The organism is Ectopseudomonas alcaliphila, assembly GCF_900101755.1.
GTDB classification, from domain to species: domain Bacteria; phylum Pseudomonadota; class Gammaproteobacteria; order Pseudomonadales; family Pseudomonadaceae; genus Aquipseudomonas; species Aquipseudomonas alcaliphila.
This window is the reverse complement of sequence record NZ_FNAE01000004.1, coordinates 268641-288199: the sequence shown is the minus strand read 5'-3', so window position 1 is coordinate 288199 and position 19559 is coordinate 268641. Positions and strand designations below refer to the sequence as shown.

The following is a 19559-nucleotide window of genomic DNA, read 5'->3' as shown; positions in this document are numbered from 1 at the left end:
CCTTCAGGTTAGTCCATTGCCAGACGAAGGCACGGGCGGCATCGCCAACCAGCGCTCCAGCAGTGCCAGCAGCTCATCACGCTTGATCGGCTTGGCCATGTAATCGTCCGCGCCAGCGGTGATGCATTTTTCCCGGTCGCCCTTCATGGCGTGGGCCGTGAGCGCGATGATGGGGATCACGCAGCCATGCTCCTGCTTGAGCAGACGTGTCGCGGTGTAGCCGTCCATATTGGGCATGGCCATGTCCATCAGAATCAGGTCGAAGGGATCACGCTGGTAACTGGCGATGGCCTCCAGGCCGTCCTTGGCGGAGCTGACGCGCAGCCCCACTTCATCCAGCAGGGCCGTCAGCGCATAGACGTTACGTACGTCGTCATCCACCAGCAGAATGCGTTTTCCCTGCAAGGGGTTGAGCCGTTCATGAGCGGGTTGCGGCGCACGCACGTCACCGAGAAAACCCTGTACCGCCTGGCACAGCGCGTCGGTGTCATCGCCATGCTTGCGCACCACCACGGCGCTATAGCGGCGCAGTCGTTGCAGGGTTTGTTGAGTAACGTCCACACCGGTGTTGATCACCACGCGCGTACCTTGCAGCGGGCGCAACTGGTTGAGGCTGTCGAGCAGGGCGAAACCGTCCTGATCCGGCAGGTCGAGATCGATCACCAGCGCGCAGAACTGGCCCTGCGCATAGGCCTCGCGCGCCTGCTCGCCATCGGCGCAGGCGATGACCTGAAACCCCAGCTCTGTCAGTTGCTCGCGGTAGTGCTCACGCTCCACCTCGACATCTTCCACCAGCAGCAACGCCTGCTCCTGCTGCGCACCGTGCTGCAGCTCGATGAACACCTGTTCCAGCTCATCGCGGCCGATGGGTTTGACCAGATAGCGCGTGCCATCGTCGTTCCAGCCCACCGGTTGCGGGACGCAGGAGATGATGTGCACCGGCGTATGCCGATGGCTCGGCTGGGCGCGCAGACGACGGAACAGCTGCCAGCCACTGAGATCGGGAAGCAGGATGTCGAGGATCACCGCGTTGAACGACTCTTGCTGCAACAGCCCCAGCGCCTGCAGACCGGTACGGCAGTGCACGCTGGAAAAACCATGGGCGTGGGCCTCCTCGGCGATCACCGCGGCGAAATTGGCATCGTCCTCGATGATCAACAGCGGCGGACCGTCACCTGCACGCTGCGGCCCCTCGAGCGGCGCTTCGACGCTGAGTGAGCCCGCCTGCACCGGCAGTCTGACGGTAAAGGTAGACCCCTGCCCCGGCGCACTCTGCAGGCTGATATCGCCATCCAGAGCCAGCACCAACTGACGGGTGATGGCGAGCCCCAGGCCGGTACCGCCGAAACGCCGGCTGGTAGAACCGTCGATCTGTTGAAAAGCCTGGAATACCTGTTGGTGCTGGGCCGGATCGATGCCAATGCCGGTATCGCGCACGCTGAAGCAGAGCAGCTCGCGCTCGTCCTCCTGGCGGCCCTGGCTGCTGACGCTCAGCGTGACCTCGCCCTGGTCGGTGAACTTCAGGGCGTTGGACAGCAGATTGCGCAGTATCTGATGCAGACGCACGCGGTCGGTATGGATAACCCGCGGCACGCCGGCTTCCAGCTGGGTGTGCAGACGCAAGCCCTTGAGCTCGGCCATCGGCCGCAGGCTGGCATCCAGCTCCACCAGTACGTCCTGCATGTTGATCGGCTCGAGCTTGAGCTGCATGCGCCCGGACTCGACCTTGGCCAGATCGAGCACATCGTTGATCAGTTGCAGCAGATCACCACCGGCGCGGTGCACGATATCGGCGTGTTTGGTCTGCTTCTCGGTGAGATTGCCAGCCAGATTCTGCCGCAGTTGGTCGCTGAGAATCAGGATGCTATTGAGCGGCGTGCGCAACTCATGGGACATGTTGGCGAGGAACTCGGATTTGTAGCGGTTGGCCAGCAGCAATTGCTCGGCCTGCTCACGCAGCTTCTGCTCGGCCGCCTTGCGCTCGCTGATATCGATGATCACCGCCTGCACCAGCGTCTCGTCGCCACTGCGAATCGGCGACAGGCCAACCTCCAGAGGAATCATGCCGCCTTCGCGGTGCTGCCCGAACAGCTCGCGATTGCCCCCCATGCGGCGCTGCTCGGGCATGGCCTGGTAACCACGACGCAGCGCCACATGACTGCCGCGCTGCGCTGCAGGCAGCAGCATTTCCACCGGCTCGCCGAGCAACATCTGCCGCTCGTAACCGAACAGCAGCTCGGTCTGTCGATTGACCATGGCGATGCGCCCCAGGGCATCGACCAGCACGATGGCGTTGGGCGAAGCCTCAACCACCAGACGAAAACGCTCCTCGGCCACCTTGCGCGCACGCAGGTCCACCAGGTTGATCAGGTAGCTGCTGCCCTCGTGCAACGGGTTGAGGCTGATGCTGACCGGAATCGACTCACCGCGTAACGTGCGCACCATGCGCTCGTCGCTCTCGACCAACTGCTCCTGCAGGTCTTTCGGCGATTCGATATTGGGCAGTACGCGCAGCACGGTTTCTCCGGGCAAGGCATTGAGCGGGCAGTCGAACAGCTCGGCAGCGCTGCGATTGGCCATTTCAATGCGGCCCCTGTCATCACAGAGCAGCGTCGCCACCGGCAACCGTTCGACCAACAGACGAAAGCGCTCTTCGCGCTCGCTCAGGGCCACGGCAGCCCGCTCACTGATCTGCAGCTTGCGCTCGCGCTGATAGAGAAAACCGCCGACCAGAATCGACAGCAACAGCGTCGCGGCCAGCCCCGCCCAGAGACCGAGCATGCCGGTGCGGTCGACCAGGCTGCGCTCGTACTCAGGGGTGCCGATAACCTCAAGCGCCCAGGTGCGGCCATACAGCGACAACTCCTGCTGACTGCGAAATCTCGGCTGCCAGCCATTGGCCTTGGTTCCGCCACTGAGTAGCTGAAGGTCAGTTGCCTGCGGATCTTTCAGAACGATGTCGAACAAACGCGTCTGGGGGCCGAGAATCCCGTCGATCAGGTCATGGCTGCGAAAAGCTCCATGCACCAGCCCCAGCAATGCAGAGCGACGTTGCTCAGCGGTATTGGCGGGTAACCCTGGACGAAACACCGGCAGGTAGAGCAATACGCCAGACTGCACGTCTACATCGACCTCCTGACGCAAGATCAGCGGAGCGCTTAGGCTGGCGTCGCCGGTCTGGACACTGCGCTCGATAGCCACCCGCCGCACCGCTTCGCTGAGCATATCGAAGCCAAGGACGCGCCGATTGCGCCAATCCGCCGGGCTGACGTAATCAATGGGTAGATAATGGTCACGCTCACCGGAAGGAAAGATCTGATAGTCGAGGCGACCATCGGCCGCCACCTCGGCGGCGAAGCCAGCCAGTTGCTCCGGCAGCAGATAACGTGACCAGGCCACGGCCTGTATACCGGGATAGCGATCCTGAACCTGCAACTGATCCAGAGCGCGCTCCCACTCGGCGAGCGAGACCTGATCACTGCCTATCATCAGCCCGGATACGCCGCGCAACACCATCTCGTACGTACGCATGCGCGCCAGCACCCGCTGGCCTATTTCCTGTGCCTCCAGCTGAAAGCGACGGTGACTGTCCTCGTGCTCACGCTCCTGCAAGGTATTCCACTGCCAGAAAATCAGGCCCCCCAGCCCAAGCAGCAGGCCAAGCGCAACCAGCAGCGGCGTCCAGGGCCTTGGCGGCCGCTCGACAGCTCTGTCGTCCATTCGCTCTCCTTCGGTCATCCAGAACCAACGCGCACGGTATATCCGCACGCGGACATCACAGAACCACAGCAAGCATTCTAGTCAGGATTTGAATCAGTGGCCTTTTGCCAGAAGGCACACGACGGGCGGTCACGAACATGGCCGGAAACGCCCGTCACATCGTCGTCGAAATGGATGCAGAGGTGACTGCATGCGACAAGCGGGCATAAAAAAGCCTCCCATCGGGAGGCTTTCATTCAACGCGGCGAGGCCTTAGAGCGGACGCAGGTTGATCTCGACACGACGGTTCTGCGCACGACCCGCATCGGTAGCGTTGCTGGCAATCGGCTGGCTAGGGCCTGCACCGTATGCGGAGATGCGCTGACCCGGTACACCGTTGGCGGTCAGGTAGTTGGCCACACTCTGTGCGCGACGCTGCGACAGGCTCTGGTTCAGCTCCTGCGAACCGGTGCTGTCGGTATGACCGACGATGTTCACGCCGTTCTTGTTGAACTCCTTGAACACCAGCACCAACGAATTGAGCGTCGGGTAGAAACTGCTGGAGATATCTGCCGAGTTGCTGGCGAAGGTGATGTTGCCCGGCATGATCAGCTTCAGATCATCGCCATTGCGTTGCACCTGCACGCCAGTGCCCTGCAGGGTCTGGCGCAGCTTGGCCTCCTGGGTATCGACGTAATAGCCGTAACCGCCACCGGCAGCACCACCGACGGCCGCACCAATCAGCGCGCCCTTGCCGCGGTCTTTCTTGCTCGAAGTCGCAGCACCGATCACGGCACCGGTCGCTGCGCCGATACCACCATAGATACCGGCTTTGCCGGCCTGGCTCTCGCCGGTATAGGGGTTGGTGGTACAGCCGGCCAGCAAGGCCATGAGCGCAGTGGCTGCGATCAGATTACGCCTGGTCTTCATAACATTTCCTTAGGATTTCTTCTGGTATCGGGCAGACATGCCGCAGCCTTCGAGCCGCCAAGACGCGGTGAAGTTCCGCCCAAGCTTATCAGCCTGGGGATCTCAGAACTGCGAAGCAGAGCAGATCGGCCCGATACGTACCTTACTGCACACCGGGCAGCGGTCGCAGCGTTACTTCGACCCGGCGATTCTGCGCACGGCCTTCGGCGGTGGCGTTGCTGGCCACCGGCTGATCCGGGCCCATACCACGGGTACTCAAGCGGCTGGGGTCGACACCCTGCGCCAGCAGATAGTCGGCCACGCTCTGCGCACGGCGCTGCGACAGCCCCATGTTGTGACTGTGCGAACCGGTGCTGTCGGTATGACCGACCACCTCGATGCTGTTCTGGTTGTACTGGCGGAAGGAATTGGCCAGGTTGTTCAGCGGCTGATAGAAGCTGCTGGCGATCTGCGCCGAGTCGGTGGCGAAGGTGATGTTGCCCGGCATGATCAACTGGATCACATCGCCCTGGCGCTGCACCTCGACGCCGGTGCCCTGCATGCTGCGACGCAGTTCTTCTTCCTGCTTGTCGGCGTAGTAGCCATAACCTGCCGCTGCGGCACCGGCCACCGCAGCACCAATCAAGGCGCCCTTGCCGCGGTTGTCGTGATTGATCAAGGCGCCGGCAGCCGCGCCGGCCAACGCACCGATACCACCGTAGGTGGCGGTGCGGTTGGAACTCGGTGCGCTCTGATCATAGGGGTTCTGCGAGGCGCAGCCGCCGAGCAGCAGCGCGGAAGAGCACAGGGCAATCAGGGGAATGCGGAACATGAAGGAATCTCCATGAACGGTGGGTGATGGCTCTTTGAGTTCCGGCGCGGCCATTAGTGCCCCGTCAGGCGCGAATAAAGGGGTTCTCCCGCATTTCGTCGCCCAGGCGGGTATCCGGGCCATGCCCGGTGACCACGGTGGCATCCTCATCAAGGCTGTACAGGCGCTGCCTGATCGAGCGTTCGATAGTGGCGTAGTCGCCGCCCCACAGGTCGGTACGGCCGATACCGCGACGGAACAGCGTGTCACCGGCGATCAGCAGCTTGGCGTCCTCGAACCAGAAACTCATCGAGCCCGGTGTGTGCCCAGGCGTATGCAAGGCCACGCCGCAGCCGCAAGCCAGCTCCTCGTCATCGGCCAGCCAGCGATCCGGCGCCGGCACGGGCGTGTAAGGCACACCGAACATGCTGCACTGCATCTCCAGATTGTCCCAGAGGAACTGATCCTCCTTGTGCAGGTGCAGCGTGGCGCCGGTCTTCTCCTTCATCTGCCCCGAAGCGAGGAAGTGATCGAGATGAGCATGGGTGTGGATGATGCTCACAACCTTGAGCCCATGCGCCTCCAGACGCGCCATGATCAGATCGGGGTTACCACCCGGATCGACCACGATGGCCTTCTTCGTAATCGGGTCGCCGATGATGGTGCAGTTGCACTGCAGCGGGCCGACGGGGAAGGTTTCACGGATCAGGGCAGGACGTTCGGCAGAGCTCATCAGGGAACCTCGTTTCTGTAATCGCTGGGCAGTTTACCGGTCCACTTGCGGAATGCACGGCGGAAGTTGGACGGGTCGCTGAAGCCCAGCAACTGGGCGATTTCATACAACGGCAGGTGCGTGGTAGTCAGGTACTGCAGGGCCAGGCGCTTGCGTACCTCATCGAGTACCTGCTGGTAGCTGGTGCCCATCTGCGCCAGGTGCCGGCGCAGGCTGCGGCCGCTGGTATGCAGTGCGCTCGCGGCGCTTTCAAGATCAGGAAAGTCGCCCGGACGTGTCAGCAACAATCGGCGCACCCGCGTGAGCAGGCCGTCCTGCACATCGAGGCTGGCCAGCAACGCTTCGCACTGTTGCTCGCACATCTGCACCGTGGCCGGGTTGGCCAGCGCCATCGGCCGTTGCAGGTAGTGGCGGGGCAACCGCAGCCAGTGAAAGGGCTGCTCGAACTGCGCGGCCACCCCGAACACCTCGGCATAGCGCTCGGCGTAGTCCGGCGCGGCATGCGCGAAGCCGACGGCGAGCCCCTGCAGTTCCTCGCCGAGGAGAAAGCGGGCGATGGTGTGGATGCTGGTCAGCAGACCTTCGGCGGCAAAACGCGATTGCGACCCCATGGGGAATGATTCGACCGCACGCAGCTCCAGCGTGTCATCCCGGTCCACCAGCTCCAGCTCGAAAGCCAGGCCGAGCACACGGTAGTACTTCAGGGCGAACTGCAGCGCCTTGCCCAGATTGGCGCTGGACAGCACCGCGTAGCCGAGTATGCCGTGGGTGGAGACGTTCAGGCGCTGGCCCAGCACCAGGCCCAGCGCCGGTTCGCCGCAACGCTCCAATGCGGCCTGCGTCAGCGAGTGAAAGTCGAGAAAGGACAATCGACCATTGGGGCTGCCGAGTACTTCAGGACGTACCCGCGCGGCGGCAAACAACTCGACACGCGCCAGACCGAGCTCTTCGGCCAGCGCCAGCAACGCCTCGGCGTAGGCGACGGGAACCAGTTCAGCGGTGAAGTTGAAGGTTTGCTTCATGGTGTTTTGTTCCGACGGCTGGCCGCAAATGACCTTCCTGATGACGAACCTTAACTCAGCAAATCTGTGCTTGCTGCCCTGCCGCCGCCCCAACTTTCTACTGGAATAGCGCAATGGCCGGATATGACTGTCACCTTGGCTGTTACGAACCTGTGCTCCACGGCGCATCACGCCCATAGTGGAGTCCAGTCAAACAGCGCAATGGGGCTCTCATGGCCAGCACCACACCAGAAGGATTGCAGATTCGTCCCAGACACATGGATTTCGATCTGCCCAACCCGCTGCCGCGTCACTGGAACGGCGGCGACGCCTTCAAGACCCATTTGTTCGACGCCATGTCGGTGTTGTTTCCCGACGGCGAGCGCTTTTTCATCGATTCGGTGCGCCACTTCCGCGACCGCATCGAAGACCCCGTACTCAATGAACAGATTCGCGGTTTCATCGGCCAGGAGGGCCATCACAGTCGTGAACATCTGGAGTACAGCCAGCGCCTGCGCGATCTGGGTTACGACGTCGAACGCATCGAGAAACGCGCCCGGACGCGCATCCGCTACACCCAGAAGAAGTTCTCGCCACAACGCCAGTTGGCCGCAACCGCAGCGCTGGAACACATTACCGCGATCATGGCCGATGGCCTGCTGAGAAATGACGCGTACATGGTCGACGCTCATCCGACCCTGGCTCGCCTGTGGCGTTGGCACGCCCTCGAAGAGACCGAGCACAAGGCGGTGGCCTTCGACGTTTACAACCAGGTGTGCGGCAGCCGCAAGCTGCTGCGGCGGGCAATGCTCATGGGCACTTTTTTCTTCGTGCTCGATACCACCCGTGGCCTGGCACACATGCTCAAGGTCGACGGCCTGCTGTGGAACTGGCGCGTATGGCGTGACGGCATTCGCTGGATGTGGGGCAAGGAAGGCGTGTTCCGCCCGCTGATCAGCACTTATCTGGACTTCTTCAAGGACGGCTTCCATCCCTGGGAGCACAACAACCTGGATCTGCTGTACGCCACCCGTGAGGAATTCGACGCTACCCCACTGGCTCAGGCCGGAGCCGCCTGAAACGCAGCACCTGCCACGTAATACAAACAAGCCCGGAATCTGTCCGGGCTTGTTTCGTGGCCCGGATTGTCTCTGGGCCTTTCCAACGCTCATTCAACCCAGCAGAAATTTCATTGCATCGGCGGCGCTCTGCTCGGGAATCTCTTCCATGGGAATGTGCCCGACACCGGGGTAGACCTTGACCTGAATGCCCGGCAAATCGCGCTGCCACAACGGTACGTGCCTGGGTGAGATCCAACGATCGCGATCGCCCCACATCAGCAGAGTAGGCACCTTGATCAGCGCGACCCGCTCTGGCGTCGTGTGGAGCTCTTCCTTGTTGACCTTCAACAGCACACGGAAGATATCCATCATGCCGCGGCGGTTGCCTGGGCGCCGCGACAGGTCGTAGTAGCGGTCGACCACGCCTGGCTTGATTCGCCCTGGCTCACCGTACACCTCCTTGATGCCTTGGGCGATCAAGGCGCGCGGCATCCACATCGGCATGGCGACAGTAGCGCCGGGCAGCGCAGCGGCGGCGATCATCCACGGCACCTTGTGCATCGGATAGCCGGCCGGGTCGATCAGCACCAGCTTGCCAACGCGCTGCGGCTGCGTCAGGGCGAAGTTCCAGGCGATATAGCCACCGAGGGAGTTGCCGGCGACATGCGCCTTGTCCACCTGCAGGTAATCGAGCAGTTGGCCAAACACATCCATCATGCGCTCGACCGAATAGACGCCGTCGCGCGCCGGACCGGTGAGGCCGAAGCCCGGAACGTCGAAGCGGATGATGCGGTAATGCGGGGTGAAGGCCTGCACCCACCCATCCCAGGTGTGCAGAGAGGCGACCACACCGTGGATCAGCACCAACGCAGGCTTGTCACGGCTACCTTCGTCGCGGTAATGAACATTGAAACCGTCGATCTCGACATAGCGGGAACCCTGAGCCGCGTTGCCATAACGCGATTTCAGGCGCTCCAGCGGCAAAGAACCGAAGCCCAGGCGGGCGAAGCCGACAGCCAACGGCGATTGCAAAAACAGTCTATTGGCAGACATGCGCGATACCTCGATTCTTGCAGTAGGTATCCGTGATCAGAACATGAGTAGACGCCAAACACTGCCCAACCTAGGTTGAGCCGAGCACCGCCATGGTGCTGCTCGAGGTTCTCCAGGCTGGCCCTGCAATGCCCGGATCAGCGCAGTAGACCGAGGCCCTTGGCCCGCGCAACCGCCTGAGTGCGCCGCTCGACGCCGAGCTTGCTGTTGATGTGCCGGGCGTGGGTCTTGACCGTGTGCAGGGAGATGAACAGACGCTCGCTGATCTCCTGATTGGAACAGCCGCGCGCGATCAACTGCAGCACGGCCAACTCGCGGCTGCTGAGCTTTTCCGCCAAGCTGGTCTCATCTACTACCTCCTCCACGTCCGAATCCCGACTGTCCGGCAACTGGGCGAGCAGCGCGTCGCGCAGCGGACACGCCGAACGCAACTGCAGGCGCTCGCGCAGCCACCGCGGCTGATGCTGCAACAGCTCGATGAAAGGTAGCAGCGCACCGCCCTGAGCGAGATCCAGGCAACTATCGAGCTGCTGCTGCGCCTCCCGCTCTCGCCCAGTCTGCTTCAGTAACTGAGCGAGCTGCGCCTGCGCCGCCAGAGCGACCAGTTGACCACCCAGCCCCTGCGCACGCTGTTGCAACGCACGCAGACGACGCTCTGCATGCTCCAGCCCGCCCTGCAGGCGCTCCAGAGCCGCCTGCTGCAGATCGATATGCAACGCCAGTTGCGGGTGAAACTCCGGCGCCAGCGCCCGCCCCTGCTCACCATAGGTTTCCGCCAACTGAGGTAGCCAGGCGGCAGCCAACTCGACCTGTCCTTGCCGCAGCCACAGCTCACACTTGATCAGCGTGATCATCGCCAGGTAGTAGATCGCCGGCACATCCCAGACATGCATCAGGCGCTCGGCCTCGCCAAGCAGCGCAAACGCCTCGGCTGGCCGTCCATCACGCCCTTCCAGGCTGGCCAGCACGCAATACCCAATCAACGCACCGACGTCACGACAAGCCCTGGCTTCGGCAATACCCGCCCGTAAACGCTCCACGGCCTCCGGCTGCAGGCGCAGGCTGAGCAGATAGCCCTCATAAATCGTCAACCGCGCCCGCACCGAGTAACTCCGCTGTGCAGGCAGACGCTGCACCAGCAGCAATCCCTGATGCACCTCCTCCTGCGCGCGCAGCACCTCACCACGCGCCTGCAACACGCGGGCGCGCTCATAGTGGGCAAGCGCCTCGAGCAGAGGGTTGTCGATACGCTGCGCCAGCTCCAGGGCGTCGCGGTTCAGCCCACGCGCACGCCACAGATCGCCACGCACCATGGCCAGGTTGGACAACGCCGACAGGCACATGAAATGTGGGCCATAACGCTCCGCCGGTAACCCGGCCAAGGCCTCGCTACATTGCTGCTCGGCACGGGCGCCATCGCCACGGCCACGGGCGATGACCCCATCGAGCGCCTGCCATTGCGCCAGCAGGCTGCGCTGGGCGGCAGGCTCGGCAGCCGGCAGGAAGCGCCCGAGCTGATCAAGCAGCTCTTGTGCGGCATCCAGCTGGCAGGCCAACGCCAGCGCCCAGCCATAGAGCATGATCAGTCGTGGTGTGCTGGCCAGCAGATCGTCCGGCAGATTGGTTTTCCAGCGCAGCAGCATGGCGATGTTCTGTTCCGCCAGCATCTGCTCCTCGGAAAGGTTCTGCACCAGGCTGGCGGCCACGTCGGCCTGCCCTGCCAGCAACGCCTGTTCGATGGAGGCATCCAGCATCCCCTGTGCAGCGAACCAGCGACAGGCACGCAGATGGGTGCTGCCGTGCGAGCGACTCAACTCCTCGGCGGGGCGCGCATTGAGCAGATCGGAAAACAGGTGGTGATAGCGAAACCAGCGCCCCTGCTCGTCGAGCGGCACCAGAAACACCTGATTGGCCTGCAAATGACGAATGATCGCGGCGCTGTCATGGCTGTCACGAACCGCATCGCACAGTTCAGCGCAGAAGCGCTCCATACAGGCGGTATCGTAGAGAAACTGTTGCACTTCGACAGGCTGCCGCTCGATGACCTCTTCGAGCAGGTATTCACGAATCAGCCCTTCGCCGCCGTGCAGCTGCAACCCCTCGCCTGCTTCCGCCAACTCCTCGACAGCCAACAGCCAGAGACGCAAACCAGCGATCCAGCCCTCGCTGCGCTGCAGAATCCCGCTGACCTGCTGCTGCTCGAGGCGCGCGCCCTGGCTCGCCAACAATGCGTCCAGCTCGGCAGCCGTCAGGCGCAGATCCTGTTCGTTGAGTTCGAGCAGCTGTCGCGACAGGCGCAGACGCGCCAGATGCCAGTCCGGTCGCTGGCGACTGGTGACCAGTAAAAGAACGCCGGGAGGCAGATGATTGAGGAAGAACTGCAGACAGCGATCAAGCACAGGGCCCTGCGCCAGATGATAATCATCCAATACCAGCAACAGCGGCTGACCATCATCGAGTTGTTGGGTCAGTTCATCGAGCAAACCGTCGAGCCACTGCTCGAAAGCAAAGGGTTGGTGGCGCTGACGCATCTTCAGCAGCCCGAGCGCTTCCTCGCCAAGGCCAGGGTAGAGCTGCTGTAGCCCCTGCAGTAAACGCTCGAGAAAACGCCCCGGGTCACGATCACGCTCACTCAGCCCTAGCCAGAGGCTATGCCAGTGCTCGGGCAGGCGTTCGCAAAACTCGATGGCCAGCGAGCTTTTACCAAAACCGGCTGGCGCGCTGACCAGCAGCAAGCGCCCCTGCAGTCCCTCTTCGAGACGCTCGCACAACCGCGGCCGCGGCATATGCCCTGCTGGCAACGGCGGACGATAGAAACGCGCTTCCACCGGAGTAGCCGGCATATAGGGAGAACCTGGCGAGCGGGAAAGATCTGTCATCGGCCTATTCTTGGAAGTCTTCTGTATGCATCGGCGGGCTCGATCTGAACCCAGCCTAGCGACTTGCAATGGCCATTTGAAGCGCCCGCTACAGTCCGTAACGAAAAAGCCGGCACAAGGCCGGCTTCTTCGTGTTGCTTGAGGCGGTTTTAGCGAACGCCAGCCTGACGCAGAGCGGCCGGGGTGTAATCGCTGCCAGCGGCCTTGTAGTTGAAGTCGTAGGCTTGTTTCTCCTCGTTCTTCATACCCAGCGCCAGGTAGCGACCGGACAGCAGGTCGTACAGGGTTTCCACGGTGTACCACGGCACTTGCTTGTCGTAGTAGTACTGGGCATGCGCCTCAGCCACGCGCCACAGGGTGCCACGGCCATCGTAGTGGTCAATCAGAGCAGCTTGCCAGGTGTCCTCGTCGATGTAGAAGTCACGCTTGGCATAGATATGACGCTCGCCCGACTTCAGGGTCGCGGTCACGTGCCATACGCGGTGCAGCTCGTAACGAGTCAGGTCCTGGTTGATATGACCGGCCTTGATGATGTCGGAATACTTCAGGCTCGGCGAGTCCAGCTTGTAGGCGTTGTAGGGGATGTAGATCTCCTTCTTGCCAACCAGCTGCCAGTCGTAGCGATCCGGCGCACCGTTGTACATGTCGAAGTTGTCGGAAGTACGCAGACCGTCAGCGGCGGTACCCGGACCGTCGTAGGACACCTGCGGCGCACGACGTACGCGGCGCTGACCGGCGTTGTACAGCCACGCCAGACGCGGCTCCTTCACCTGGTTGAGGGTTTCGTGCACCAGCAGCACGTTACCAGCCAGACGCGACGGAGCGGTTACGCGTTGTTTGAAGTAGAACAGTACGTTGCTTTCCTTGCTCGGATCGAAGTCGGTCAGCGCATCACGGAAGGTGAACTCATCCTGGAAATAAACCAGCGAGTAGGAACCGTTCGGCTGCGGAGTCGCCTGGGTCACCAGACGGCGCACGCTGCCACCGCGGTAGCGGGTGATGTGGTTCCAGATCGCTTCCAGACCATTCTGCGGGATCGGGAAGGGGTTGGCGGTCTGGAAGTTCTCCAGGCCGTTACCACCCTCCACCATCCGCGTGTTCACCGCGTTCTGCTTGGTCGCCTCCAGCACCGCAGCCGGCAGGCTGGCCGAACGGTGAGTTGGGTAGACCGGCATCTTGTAGCTTTCCGGGTAGCGCTTGAACATCGCCAGCTGGCCAGGAGTCAGCTTGTCCTTGTACTGGTCAACGTTCTGCGCGGTGATGGTAAACAGCGGCTGCTCGCTGGCGAACGGATCGGCCAGGAAGCCACGTGGATCGACCGCACCGGCGTTGGCCGGCAGACCGCCGGTCCAGGCTGGAATCGAACCATCGGCATTGCCTGCCATCTCGGCACCGACCGGAGTCAGGGTGTTGCCCAGCTTCGCCGCCTCGTCGGGCGACACTGCCGCCATCACGCTGGTTGCCAGCAGTGAAAGGGTCAGGACACCGCTTTGCCACAGTTTTTTTGTTGTTTTCATTTGCATCATGATTCCTCGAAATTCCTGGCCGCTTAGAAGTTCAAACCGAAGCTGAGCGCGACGAAGTCACGGTCAACGGAAGTGTTGTACTTGCCATCAAAGAAGCTGGTGTAGGACAGGTCTGCGGTATAGGTATTCTGATATTCAGCATTAAGAGCCAGGCTCACAGCCTTGGCTCCTTCAGTGAAAAGACCATTGGGACCGTAACCCTCTACGTCATGAGACCAGGCAACACTGGGGCGAAGATTCACGCCTGCTAGAGCATTCGGATAGTCCCAGATTGCACGAGCTCGGTACCCCCACGATGTGCTAGTTACAAAACCATCGTCTTCGCAGTACTTCGATACGTTAGCCGAGGAAGCACCAGGACCTGCACCTGCAATGGTGTTGCTGTTCAGCCCTTGGCAAGTCGCCCCAGCGAGCGGGCCTGGACCAAAGACGGGATCACGCCCATAGCGAACTTTTGAACTATCCTCCAAGCCGCCAACATGAACGACCCCAACCTCACCAACAAGAGTCAAGCGCGACGCGCCCATAACCTGGTCGAAGAAATGAGTGAAAGTCGTCTGGAACTGACTGATCTCTTTGCGGCGGTAGCCGTGCTGATCTTGTCCTGGTACCCCTTGCAGCAAAGATACCCCACCACGCCCCGGCAAAGGCGTCAGGCCTGAGAACAGAATATCTGTGCTATTTAGCTGCACTGGAGCATTGGGGCGGTAGCTGAACTCACCACTCCAGGCAGTACCGGTTGGTAACGTAGTAGAAAAGCTAAGGCCGTATAACCGAATATCTTCAGGATACTCCATAAAGTAAGAAGAGTTCCCTGCAATAATAAGCGGTGCCAGCGGACTCGCTGCCACAGCAGTATAAAGGGACGCAGGAGCACCAGTAGCGCTAAAAATCGGCGCTCGGCTGTGATAGTTGATGAAGTAAAGACCAAATTCCGTATCAATACTTTCGGCTAGATAACGGAAGGCCGCTCCCCACTGCCCGCTATCACGCGCATCACGATCCCCAGAGCGAGCGACACGCACGCCCTCTTCGTTGACATCGACCCCAAAACTCGAAAGCCCCGCAAGCGCTGCACCACTGAGAGTGGAGCGTTTGTTAAGCACCCGAAGATTATCATCACATCCATCAGCGACGATGTCAGCCTGAGAAAAGAATGTTCCACAGTTATCGACAACTGTTTGATCCCACTCAAGCTGATAAAAAGCCTCAGCAGACAGATTCTCTGTCAGGCTCTGCGATACGTAAAACATATTTACAGGAATCAAGCCTTCTTTAACTTCTGCACCAGGGCGACGAAACGCAGAGACGTCAATGGGATTGATAGCATTTATGCTATTACCAATAAACGTACTCTCACCCCAGCTAACAACCTGCTTGCCTAGCCGCACGGAGCCAGGCTGATTAGCAACTGCATAGTTGTGGTAGATAAACGCATCGAGTATTTCCGCTCCAGATGACTGAGCCCCCTCTTTGCGATTACTGTCGCTAATATCTTTGAACTGGCGACTCTCGTCTTTCAGCTCAAAGTCATACCAGTACTTCCCTCGCACGAACACACCAGTATCACCATACTTCAGCTCAAGGTCGTGGATACCTTTAAATATTTTGGAGAAGGTTTCACCGCGTTTAAAATTAGCATGGCCATCGTCAGAGGTTTGCGACAGGCCACGACCACCGTTGTTCAAGCCAATCAGATCCTTGTCTGCGCTCTGGGTAGACCAACTCGCCCCCACCGACAGCGACGAGTCGAACTGCCCTTCGATCTCACCGATATTGAAAGTGACGCCGAATGCCGGAGCGGCAAGGGTGGAAGCGAGGCTGACGGCCAGCGGCAGTTTTGCCAGGCGCCAGTAGGGTTTTGTTTTTGTTTTCATCGACGCTACTCCATGTGTTTTTTGTTATGGATGCTTTGACTATAGCCAGCGGGTGGTACTGCTTGATCCCTCGAAAGTGTGATTTGCAGCCCTCAGCCACTCTGGCTCGCAGGTTTCAGGCGCTGCCCTAGCCAAGCATGGACGTGAAACAGCAATTAGCAAGCCAAACGCTTGTTTGACTGAGCGGTCACTTTCACCGCCCAGTCAATTCGCACCTCACAGCGTGGACAAGAACGCGCTGCCAGCCTCCTGCCACTGGGCGATTTCGACGCGAATGCGCTTCTTGTCCAGTTTGCCGACGCTGGTCTTGGGAATTTCAGTAACAAGCGCGATCTGCGAGGGAATCGCCCACTTGTTGATGTGGCCCTGCTCGACGAAAGGCTTGAGATGGTCCTTCAAGCTCTTGGCATCCAGCCCCTGTTCTTCACGCAGTACCAATAGCGCGAACGGGCGCTCGCCCCACTGCGGGTCGGGGACACCCACCACCGCCACCTCACGCACCGCCGGGTGACGGCTGATCAGGTCCTCCAGCTCCAGCGAGGAAATCCATTCACCGCCGGTCTTGATCACATCCTTGATTCGGTCGCGGATTTCGATGAAACCCATACCATCGATGGTCGCCACGTCACCGGTGTGCAACCAGCCGTGGGCCCAAAGCTCCTCGCCCTTCTCAGGCTCGCGGAAATAGCCCTGGGTCAGCCAGGGCGCGCGCAACACCAGCTCTCCCTGGGACTCGCCATCGCTCGGCAATAATTTGCCGTCCGCATCCATGATTGCGGCCTCCACCAGCGGCACCGGAATACCGGCCTTGATCCGGTAAGTGGTGCGTTCATCCTCCCCACCCGCACGCAGCTCTTCGTTGAGGTAAGCACAGGAGATCAGCGGACAGGTCTCGGACATGCCGTAGGCCGCAGTAAGCTGGATGCCACGCTCCTTGGCCGCCTCGTAAAGGGAGCGATTGAGCGCGCTACCGCCGATGATCATCTTCATGCCACCGAAATCATGGCCTTGCGCACCCGGCGCGCCCAGCACCATCTGCAGGATGGTCGGTACGCAGTGGGAGAAGGTGACCTTCTCTTCCTTGATCAGGCGGCAAAGCATGTCCGGTTCGTAGCGACCGGGATAGACCTGCTTCACCCCAAGCATGGTGGCCACATACGGCACGCCCCAGGCATGCACATGGAACATCGGCGTTATGGGCATATAGACATCGTCATTGCCCAGCAGGCGGATACTGTCCAGGCCGCCCATGGTGGTTGCCATGGACATGGTGTGCAGCACCAGTTGCCGGTGGGTGAAGTACACGCCCTTGGGGTTGCCGGTGGTGCCGGTGGTATAGAAGGTAGTAGCCACCGAGTTCTCGTCGAAATCGGCGAAATCGTAGTGCGGGCTGGCCGCGGCTAGCAGACTCTCGTACTCACCGACGAGGTTTGGCAGTTCGGCGCTCTTGTCCTCGCCATCGGTCAGCAGCAGGCTCTTCTCGACCGTGGTCAGTTGCCCGGCAATGCCGTTGTACAGTGGCACGAACTCACTGTTGACCAGCACGAAGCGGTCCTCGGCGTGGTTCATGGTGTAGAGGATCTGGTCCGGCGACAGGCGAATGTTGATGGTGTGCAGTACCGCGCCGAGCATGGGTATGGCGAACATGCACTCCAGATAGCGGTGGCTGTCCCAGTCCATCACCGCCACGGTATCGCCGGCCTTGACCCCCGCCTCGCTGAGCACGTTGGCCAGCCTCGCGACACGCTCGTTGAAGGTGGCGTAGCTGTAACGCAGCTTGTCGCGATAAACGATTTCGCGGGTCTTCTCGTAGCGACTACCAGACAGCAGCAGACGCTTGATCAGCAGCGGATAGGCGTGGGCGTTGTTGGCGGGAGGGATCAGTCGAGTCTGCAGCATGAAGTCACCTTGAGGCACGCGAGGAATGGGTATGCAGCGACTCTAGAGCGCCTGCTGCACAGCGAAATCAGCCCAAAGAATGATTTGCCACGTGACCCTATGGCCACTTTTGGTCACAGGTTAGAATCAGGCCAGCAAGCCAGTCTATAAACAGACTTCACCGAGCCACACTTTCGTTCGAGGTAACACCATGTCCGATATCGTCATCGTCAGCGGCGCCCGTACTCCCATGGGCGGTTTTCAAGGCAGCCTGGCCAGCGTGCCTGCCGTCGAGCTGGGCGCTGCCGCCATTCGTGAAGCAGTCAAGCGTGCCGGCATCGAGCCGGCCGACGTACAGGAAGTGATCATGGGCTGCGTACTTCCCGCTGGCCTCAAGCAAGGCCCGGCCCGTCAGGCGTCGCTCAATGCTGGCCTGCCCTCCGCCACCGGTTGTACCACCATCAACAAGCTGTGTGGCTCGGGCATGAAGGCCGTGATGATGGCCTTCGACTCACTAAAGGCCGGCAGCAACCAGGTAATGATCGCTGGCGGTATGGAAAGCATGTCCAACGCGCCCTATGTGCTGGAGAAAGCCCGCACCGGCCTGCGCATGGGCCATGGCGAGATCAAGGACCACATGTTCCTCGACGGCCTGGAAGATGCGCGCACTGGCCGTCTGATGGGCTCCTTCGCCCAGGAAACGGCAGACCAGTACGGCATCACCCGCGAGGAAATGGATGCCTACGCCATCGAGTCACTGCGCCGTGCCCAGGCAGCGATCAAGGACGGGTCGCTGGACGCGGAGATCGTTCCGGTCACCGTCACGTCGCGCAAGGGCGAGATGGTGGTCAAGGATGATGAGCAGCCGCTGACGGCCAACCTGGACAAGATTCCTGCGCTCAGACCCGCCTTCAAGAAAGACGGCACCATCACCGCGGCCAACGCCAGTTCGATTTCCGACGGCGCCAGCGCACTGCTAATGATGACTGCTGATGAAGCCGCCAAGCGCGGCCTCAAACCACTGGCCAAGGTGGTTGCCCATGCCACCCAGAGCCAGGACCCGAGCGAGTTCACCCTGGCGCCCATCGGCGCCATGAGCAACCTGCTGAAGAAGAGCGGCTGGAGCAAGGACGAGGTCGACCTGTTCGAGATCAACGAAGCCTTCGCCATGGTGACCATGCTGGCCATGCGCGAACACGGTCTGGACCATGCCAAGGTCAACGTCTTCGGCGGTGCTTGCGCCCAGGGCCACCCGGTCGGTTCCACCGGCTCGCGGATCATCCTCACCCTGATCAACGCCCTGCAGAAGAAAGGCGGCAAGCGCGGTGTCGCCTCGCTTTGCATCGGCGGCGGCGAAGCCACCGCAGTCGCCATCGAACTGCTGTAAGCCGGCCCACTGACGAAAGAGCCCCGCAACTGCGGGGCTCTTTCTTTTAGCAGGTTGTTAAGAACTACCTGCTAGCGCATTTCAGTCAGCGCCAGCTTCACGCCGATCCCGACCAGCACTGCCCCCATCAGCCGATCGAACCAATGCCCCATGCGGGCGAAACCGGCGCGCACGCGTGGCTGGCTGAACAGCCAGGCCACCAGACAGAACCAGAACGCCGTCGCCAACGCCAGATAGAGGCCATAACCAGCCTGAACCGCGACTGGGGTATGCGGGTTGATCACCACGGTGAACAAGGAAAGGAAGAACAGCGTCGCCTTGGGATTCAAACCGTTGGTGACGAACCCCGTGACGAAAGCACCACGACCGCTACGCTCGCCTGCTGCCAGATTCAACTCGGCGCTGGCCGGGTCGGCCGGACGCGCACGCAGCGCCTTGATGCCGATATACAACAGATAAGCAGCCGCCAGCCATTTCAGCGCGTTGAACAGGACGATGGACTGCGACACGATCAGACCAATACCGAGCAACGAATAGGTGACATGGACAAGAATCCCGGCGCCCACACCGAAAGCGCTGAACAACCCAGCGCGTCGACCGTAGCCGACACTTTCGCGCACGACGATGGCGAAATCCGGCCCCGGGCTGGCCACAGCCAGCAGGTGAATCAGGGCAACGGTGAGAAATTCAGTCCAGTACATGGCGGCTCCGCATCGACGATGAAGGTCTGGTAGGCTCGCCAATC

General features: G+C 61.1%; 13 protein-coding genes. 2 read left to right on the top strand and 11 right to left on the bottom strand.

Features of this window, described 5'->3' with window-relative positions; translation table 11 throughout:
* Nucleotides 1-3 precede the first annotated feature (3 nt).
* From BLR77_RS15790 to BLR77_RS15770, 5 genes are all read right to left on the bottom strand, one after another.
* Nucleotides 4-3720, bottom strand: a complete 3717-nt coding sequence (locus BLR77_RS15790) for a response regulator (protein WP_074679418.1) — start codon at nt 3718-3720, stop codon at nt 4-6.
* Between the two features lie 252 nt (nt 3721-3972).
* Nucleotides 3973-4629 carry a YiaD family glycine zipper/OmpA-like lipoprotein gene (locus tag BLR77_RS15785; protein WP_074679416.1) on the bottom strand — a complete coding sequence of 219 codons (657 nt, stop codon included), beginning with the start codon at nt 4627-4629 and terminating at the stop codon, nt 3973-3975.
* A gap of 142 nt (nt 4630-4771) precedes the next feature.
* Nucleotides 4772-5440 carry a YiaD family glycine zipper/OmpA-like lipoprotein gene (locus BLR77_RS15780; RefSeq protein ID WP_017675366.1) on the bottom strand — a complete coding sequence of 223 codons (669 nt, stop codon included), beginning with the start codon at nt 5438-5440 and terminating at the stop codon, nt 4772-4774.
* Between the two features lie 64 nt (nt 5441-5504).
* Nucleotides 5505-6152: an MBL fold metallo-hydrolase gene (locus BLR77_RS15775; protein ID WP_074679414.1), complete on the bottom strand. Its 648-nt coding sequence runs from the start codon at nt 6150-6152 to the stop codon at nt 5505-5507.
* The gene (locus BLR77_RS15770; RefSeq protein ID WP_074679412.1) at nt 6152-7174 is read right to left on the bottom strand and encodes an AraC family transcriptional regulator; all 1023 of its coding nucleotides are present in this window, start codon (nt 7172-7174) and stop codon (nt 6152-6154) included. The genes BLR77_RS15775 and BLR77_RS15770 overlap by 1 nt, the downstream gene beginning before the upstream one ends.
* Nucleotides 7175-7386: 212 nt before the next feature.
* Between BLR77_RS15770 and BLR77_RS15765 the strand changes: the two genes are divergently transcribed.
* The gene (locus tag BLR77_RS15765; RefSeq protein WP_074679410.1) at nt 7387-8232 is read left to right on the top strand and encodes a metal-dependent hydrolase; all 846 of its coding nucleotides are present in this window, start codon (nt 7387-7389) and stop codon (nt 8230-8232) included.
* Between the two features lie 93 nt (nt 8233-8325).
* Here BLR77_RS15765 and BLR77_RS15760 read toward each other — a convergent pair whose 3' ends face one another.
* The 5 genes from BLR77_RS15760 to BLR77_RS15740 form a co-directional block, all read right to left on the bottom strand.
* Nucleotides 8326-9267 carry an alpha/beta fold hydrolase gene (locus BLR77_RS15760; protein ID WP_074679408.1) on the bottom strand — a complete coding sequence of 314 codons (942 nt, stop codon included), beginning with the start codon at nt 9265-9267 and terminating at the stop codon, nt 8326-8328.
* A 137-nt stretch (nt 9268-9404) separates the two neighbouring features.
* Entirely contained in the window at nt 9405-12146 is a 2742-nt protein-coding gene (locus tag BLR77_RS15755) for a winged helix-turn-helix domain-containing protein (RefSeq protein WP_074679406.1), read from the bottom strand.
* A gap of 149 nt (nt 12147-12295) precedes the next feature.
* Complete coding sequence (locus BLR77_RS15750) at nt 12296-13663, bottom strand: DUF1329 domain-containing protein (RefSeq protein WP_074679559.1); 1368 nt, start codon at nt 13661-13663, stop codon at nt 12296-12298.
* A 32-nt stretch (nt 13664-13695) separates the two neighbouring features.
* Nucleotides 13696-15549: a DUF1302 domain-containing protein gene (locus BLR77_RS15745; RefSeq protein ID WP_074679404.1), complete on the bottom strand. Its 1854-nt coding sequence runs from the start codon at nt 15547-15549 to the stop codon at nt 13696-13698.
* 216 nt (nt 15550-15765) lie between these two features.
* Nucleotides 15766-17448 (bottom strand): fatty acid--CoA ligase, encoded by a 1683-nt coding sequence (locus BLR77_RS15740; RefSeq protein ID WP_074679402.1) that lies wholly within the window; start codon nt 17446-17448, stop codon nt 15766-15768.
* A gap of 190 nt (nt 17449-17638) precedes the next feature.
* Here BLR77_RS15740 and BLR77_RS15735 point away from each other — a divergent pair, with 190 nt between their 5' ends.
* Entirely contained in the window at nt 17639-18814 is a 1176-nt protein-coding gene (locus BLR77_RS15735) for a thiolase family protein (RefSeq protein ID WP_074679400.1), read from the top strand.
* 71 nt (nt 18815-18885) lie between these two features.
* On the opposite strand, the gene BLR77_RS15730 is transcribed toward BLR77_RS15735, so the two are convergent.
* The gene (locus tag BLR77_RS15730) at nt 18886-19515 is read right to left on the bottom strand and encodes a LysE family translocator (protein ID WP_074679398.1); all 630 of its coding nucleotides are present in this window, start codon (nt 19513-19515) and stop codon (nt 18886-18888) included.
* Between the last annotated feature and the right edge of the window lie 44 nt (nt 19516-19559).

Coding starts and splice junctions, on each gene's coding strand:
- BLR77_RS15790 (WP_074679418.1), bottom strand. CDS start 3,720: ATGGACGACAGAGCTGTCGAGCGGCCGCCAAGGCCCTGGACGCCGCTG.
- BLR77_RS15785 (WP_074679416.1), bottom strand. CDS start 4,629: ATGAAGACCAGGCGTAATCTGATCGCAGCCACTGCGCTCATGGCCTTG.
- BLR77_RS15780 (WP_017675366.1), bottom strand. CDS start 5,440: ATGTTCCGCATTCCCCTGATTGCCCTGTGCTCTTCCGCGCTGCTGCTC.
- BLR77_RS15775 (WP_074679414.1), bottom strand. CDS start 6,152: ATGAGCTCTGCCGAACGTCCTGCCCTGATCCGTGAAACCTTCCCCGTC.
- BLR77_RS15770 (WP_074679412.1), bottom strand. CDS start 7,174: ATGAAGCAAACCTTCAACTTCACCGCTGAACTGGTTCCCGTCGCCTAC.
- BLR77_RS15765 (WP_074679410.1), top strand. CDS start 7,387: ATGGCCAGCACCACACCAGAAGGATTGCAGATTCGTCCCAGACACATG.
- BLR77_RS15760 (WP_074679408.1), bottom strand. CDS start 9,267: ATGTCTGCCAATAGACTGTTTTTGCAATCGCCGTTGGCTGTCGGCTTC.
- BLR77_RS15755 (WP_074679406.1), bottom strand. CDS start 12,146: ATGACAGATCTTTCCCGCTCGCCAGGTTCTCCCTATATGCCGGCTACT.
- BLR77_RS15750 (WP_074679559.1), bottom strand. CDS start 13,663: ATGAAAACAACAAAAAAACTGTGGCAAAGCGGTGTCCTGACCCTTTCA.
- BLR77_RS15745 (WP_074679404.1), bottom strand. CDS start 15,549: ATGAAAACAAAAACAAAACCCTACTGGCGCCTGGCAAAACTGCCGCTG.
- BLR77_RS15740 (WP_074679402.1), bottom strand. CDS start 17,448: ATGCTGCAGACTCGACTGATCCCTCCCGCCAACAACGCCCACGCCTAT.
- BLR77_RS15735 (WP_074679400.1), top strand. CDS start 17,639: ATGTCCGATATCGTCATCGTCAGCGGCGCCCGTACTCCCATGGGCGGT.
- BLR77_RS15730 (WP_074679398.1), bottom strand. CDS start 19,515: ATGTACTGGACTGAATTTCTCACCGTTGCCCTGATTCACCTGCTGGCT.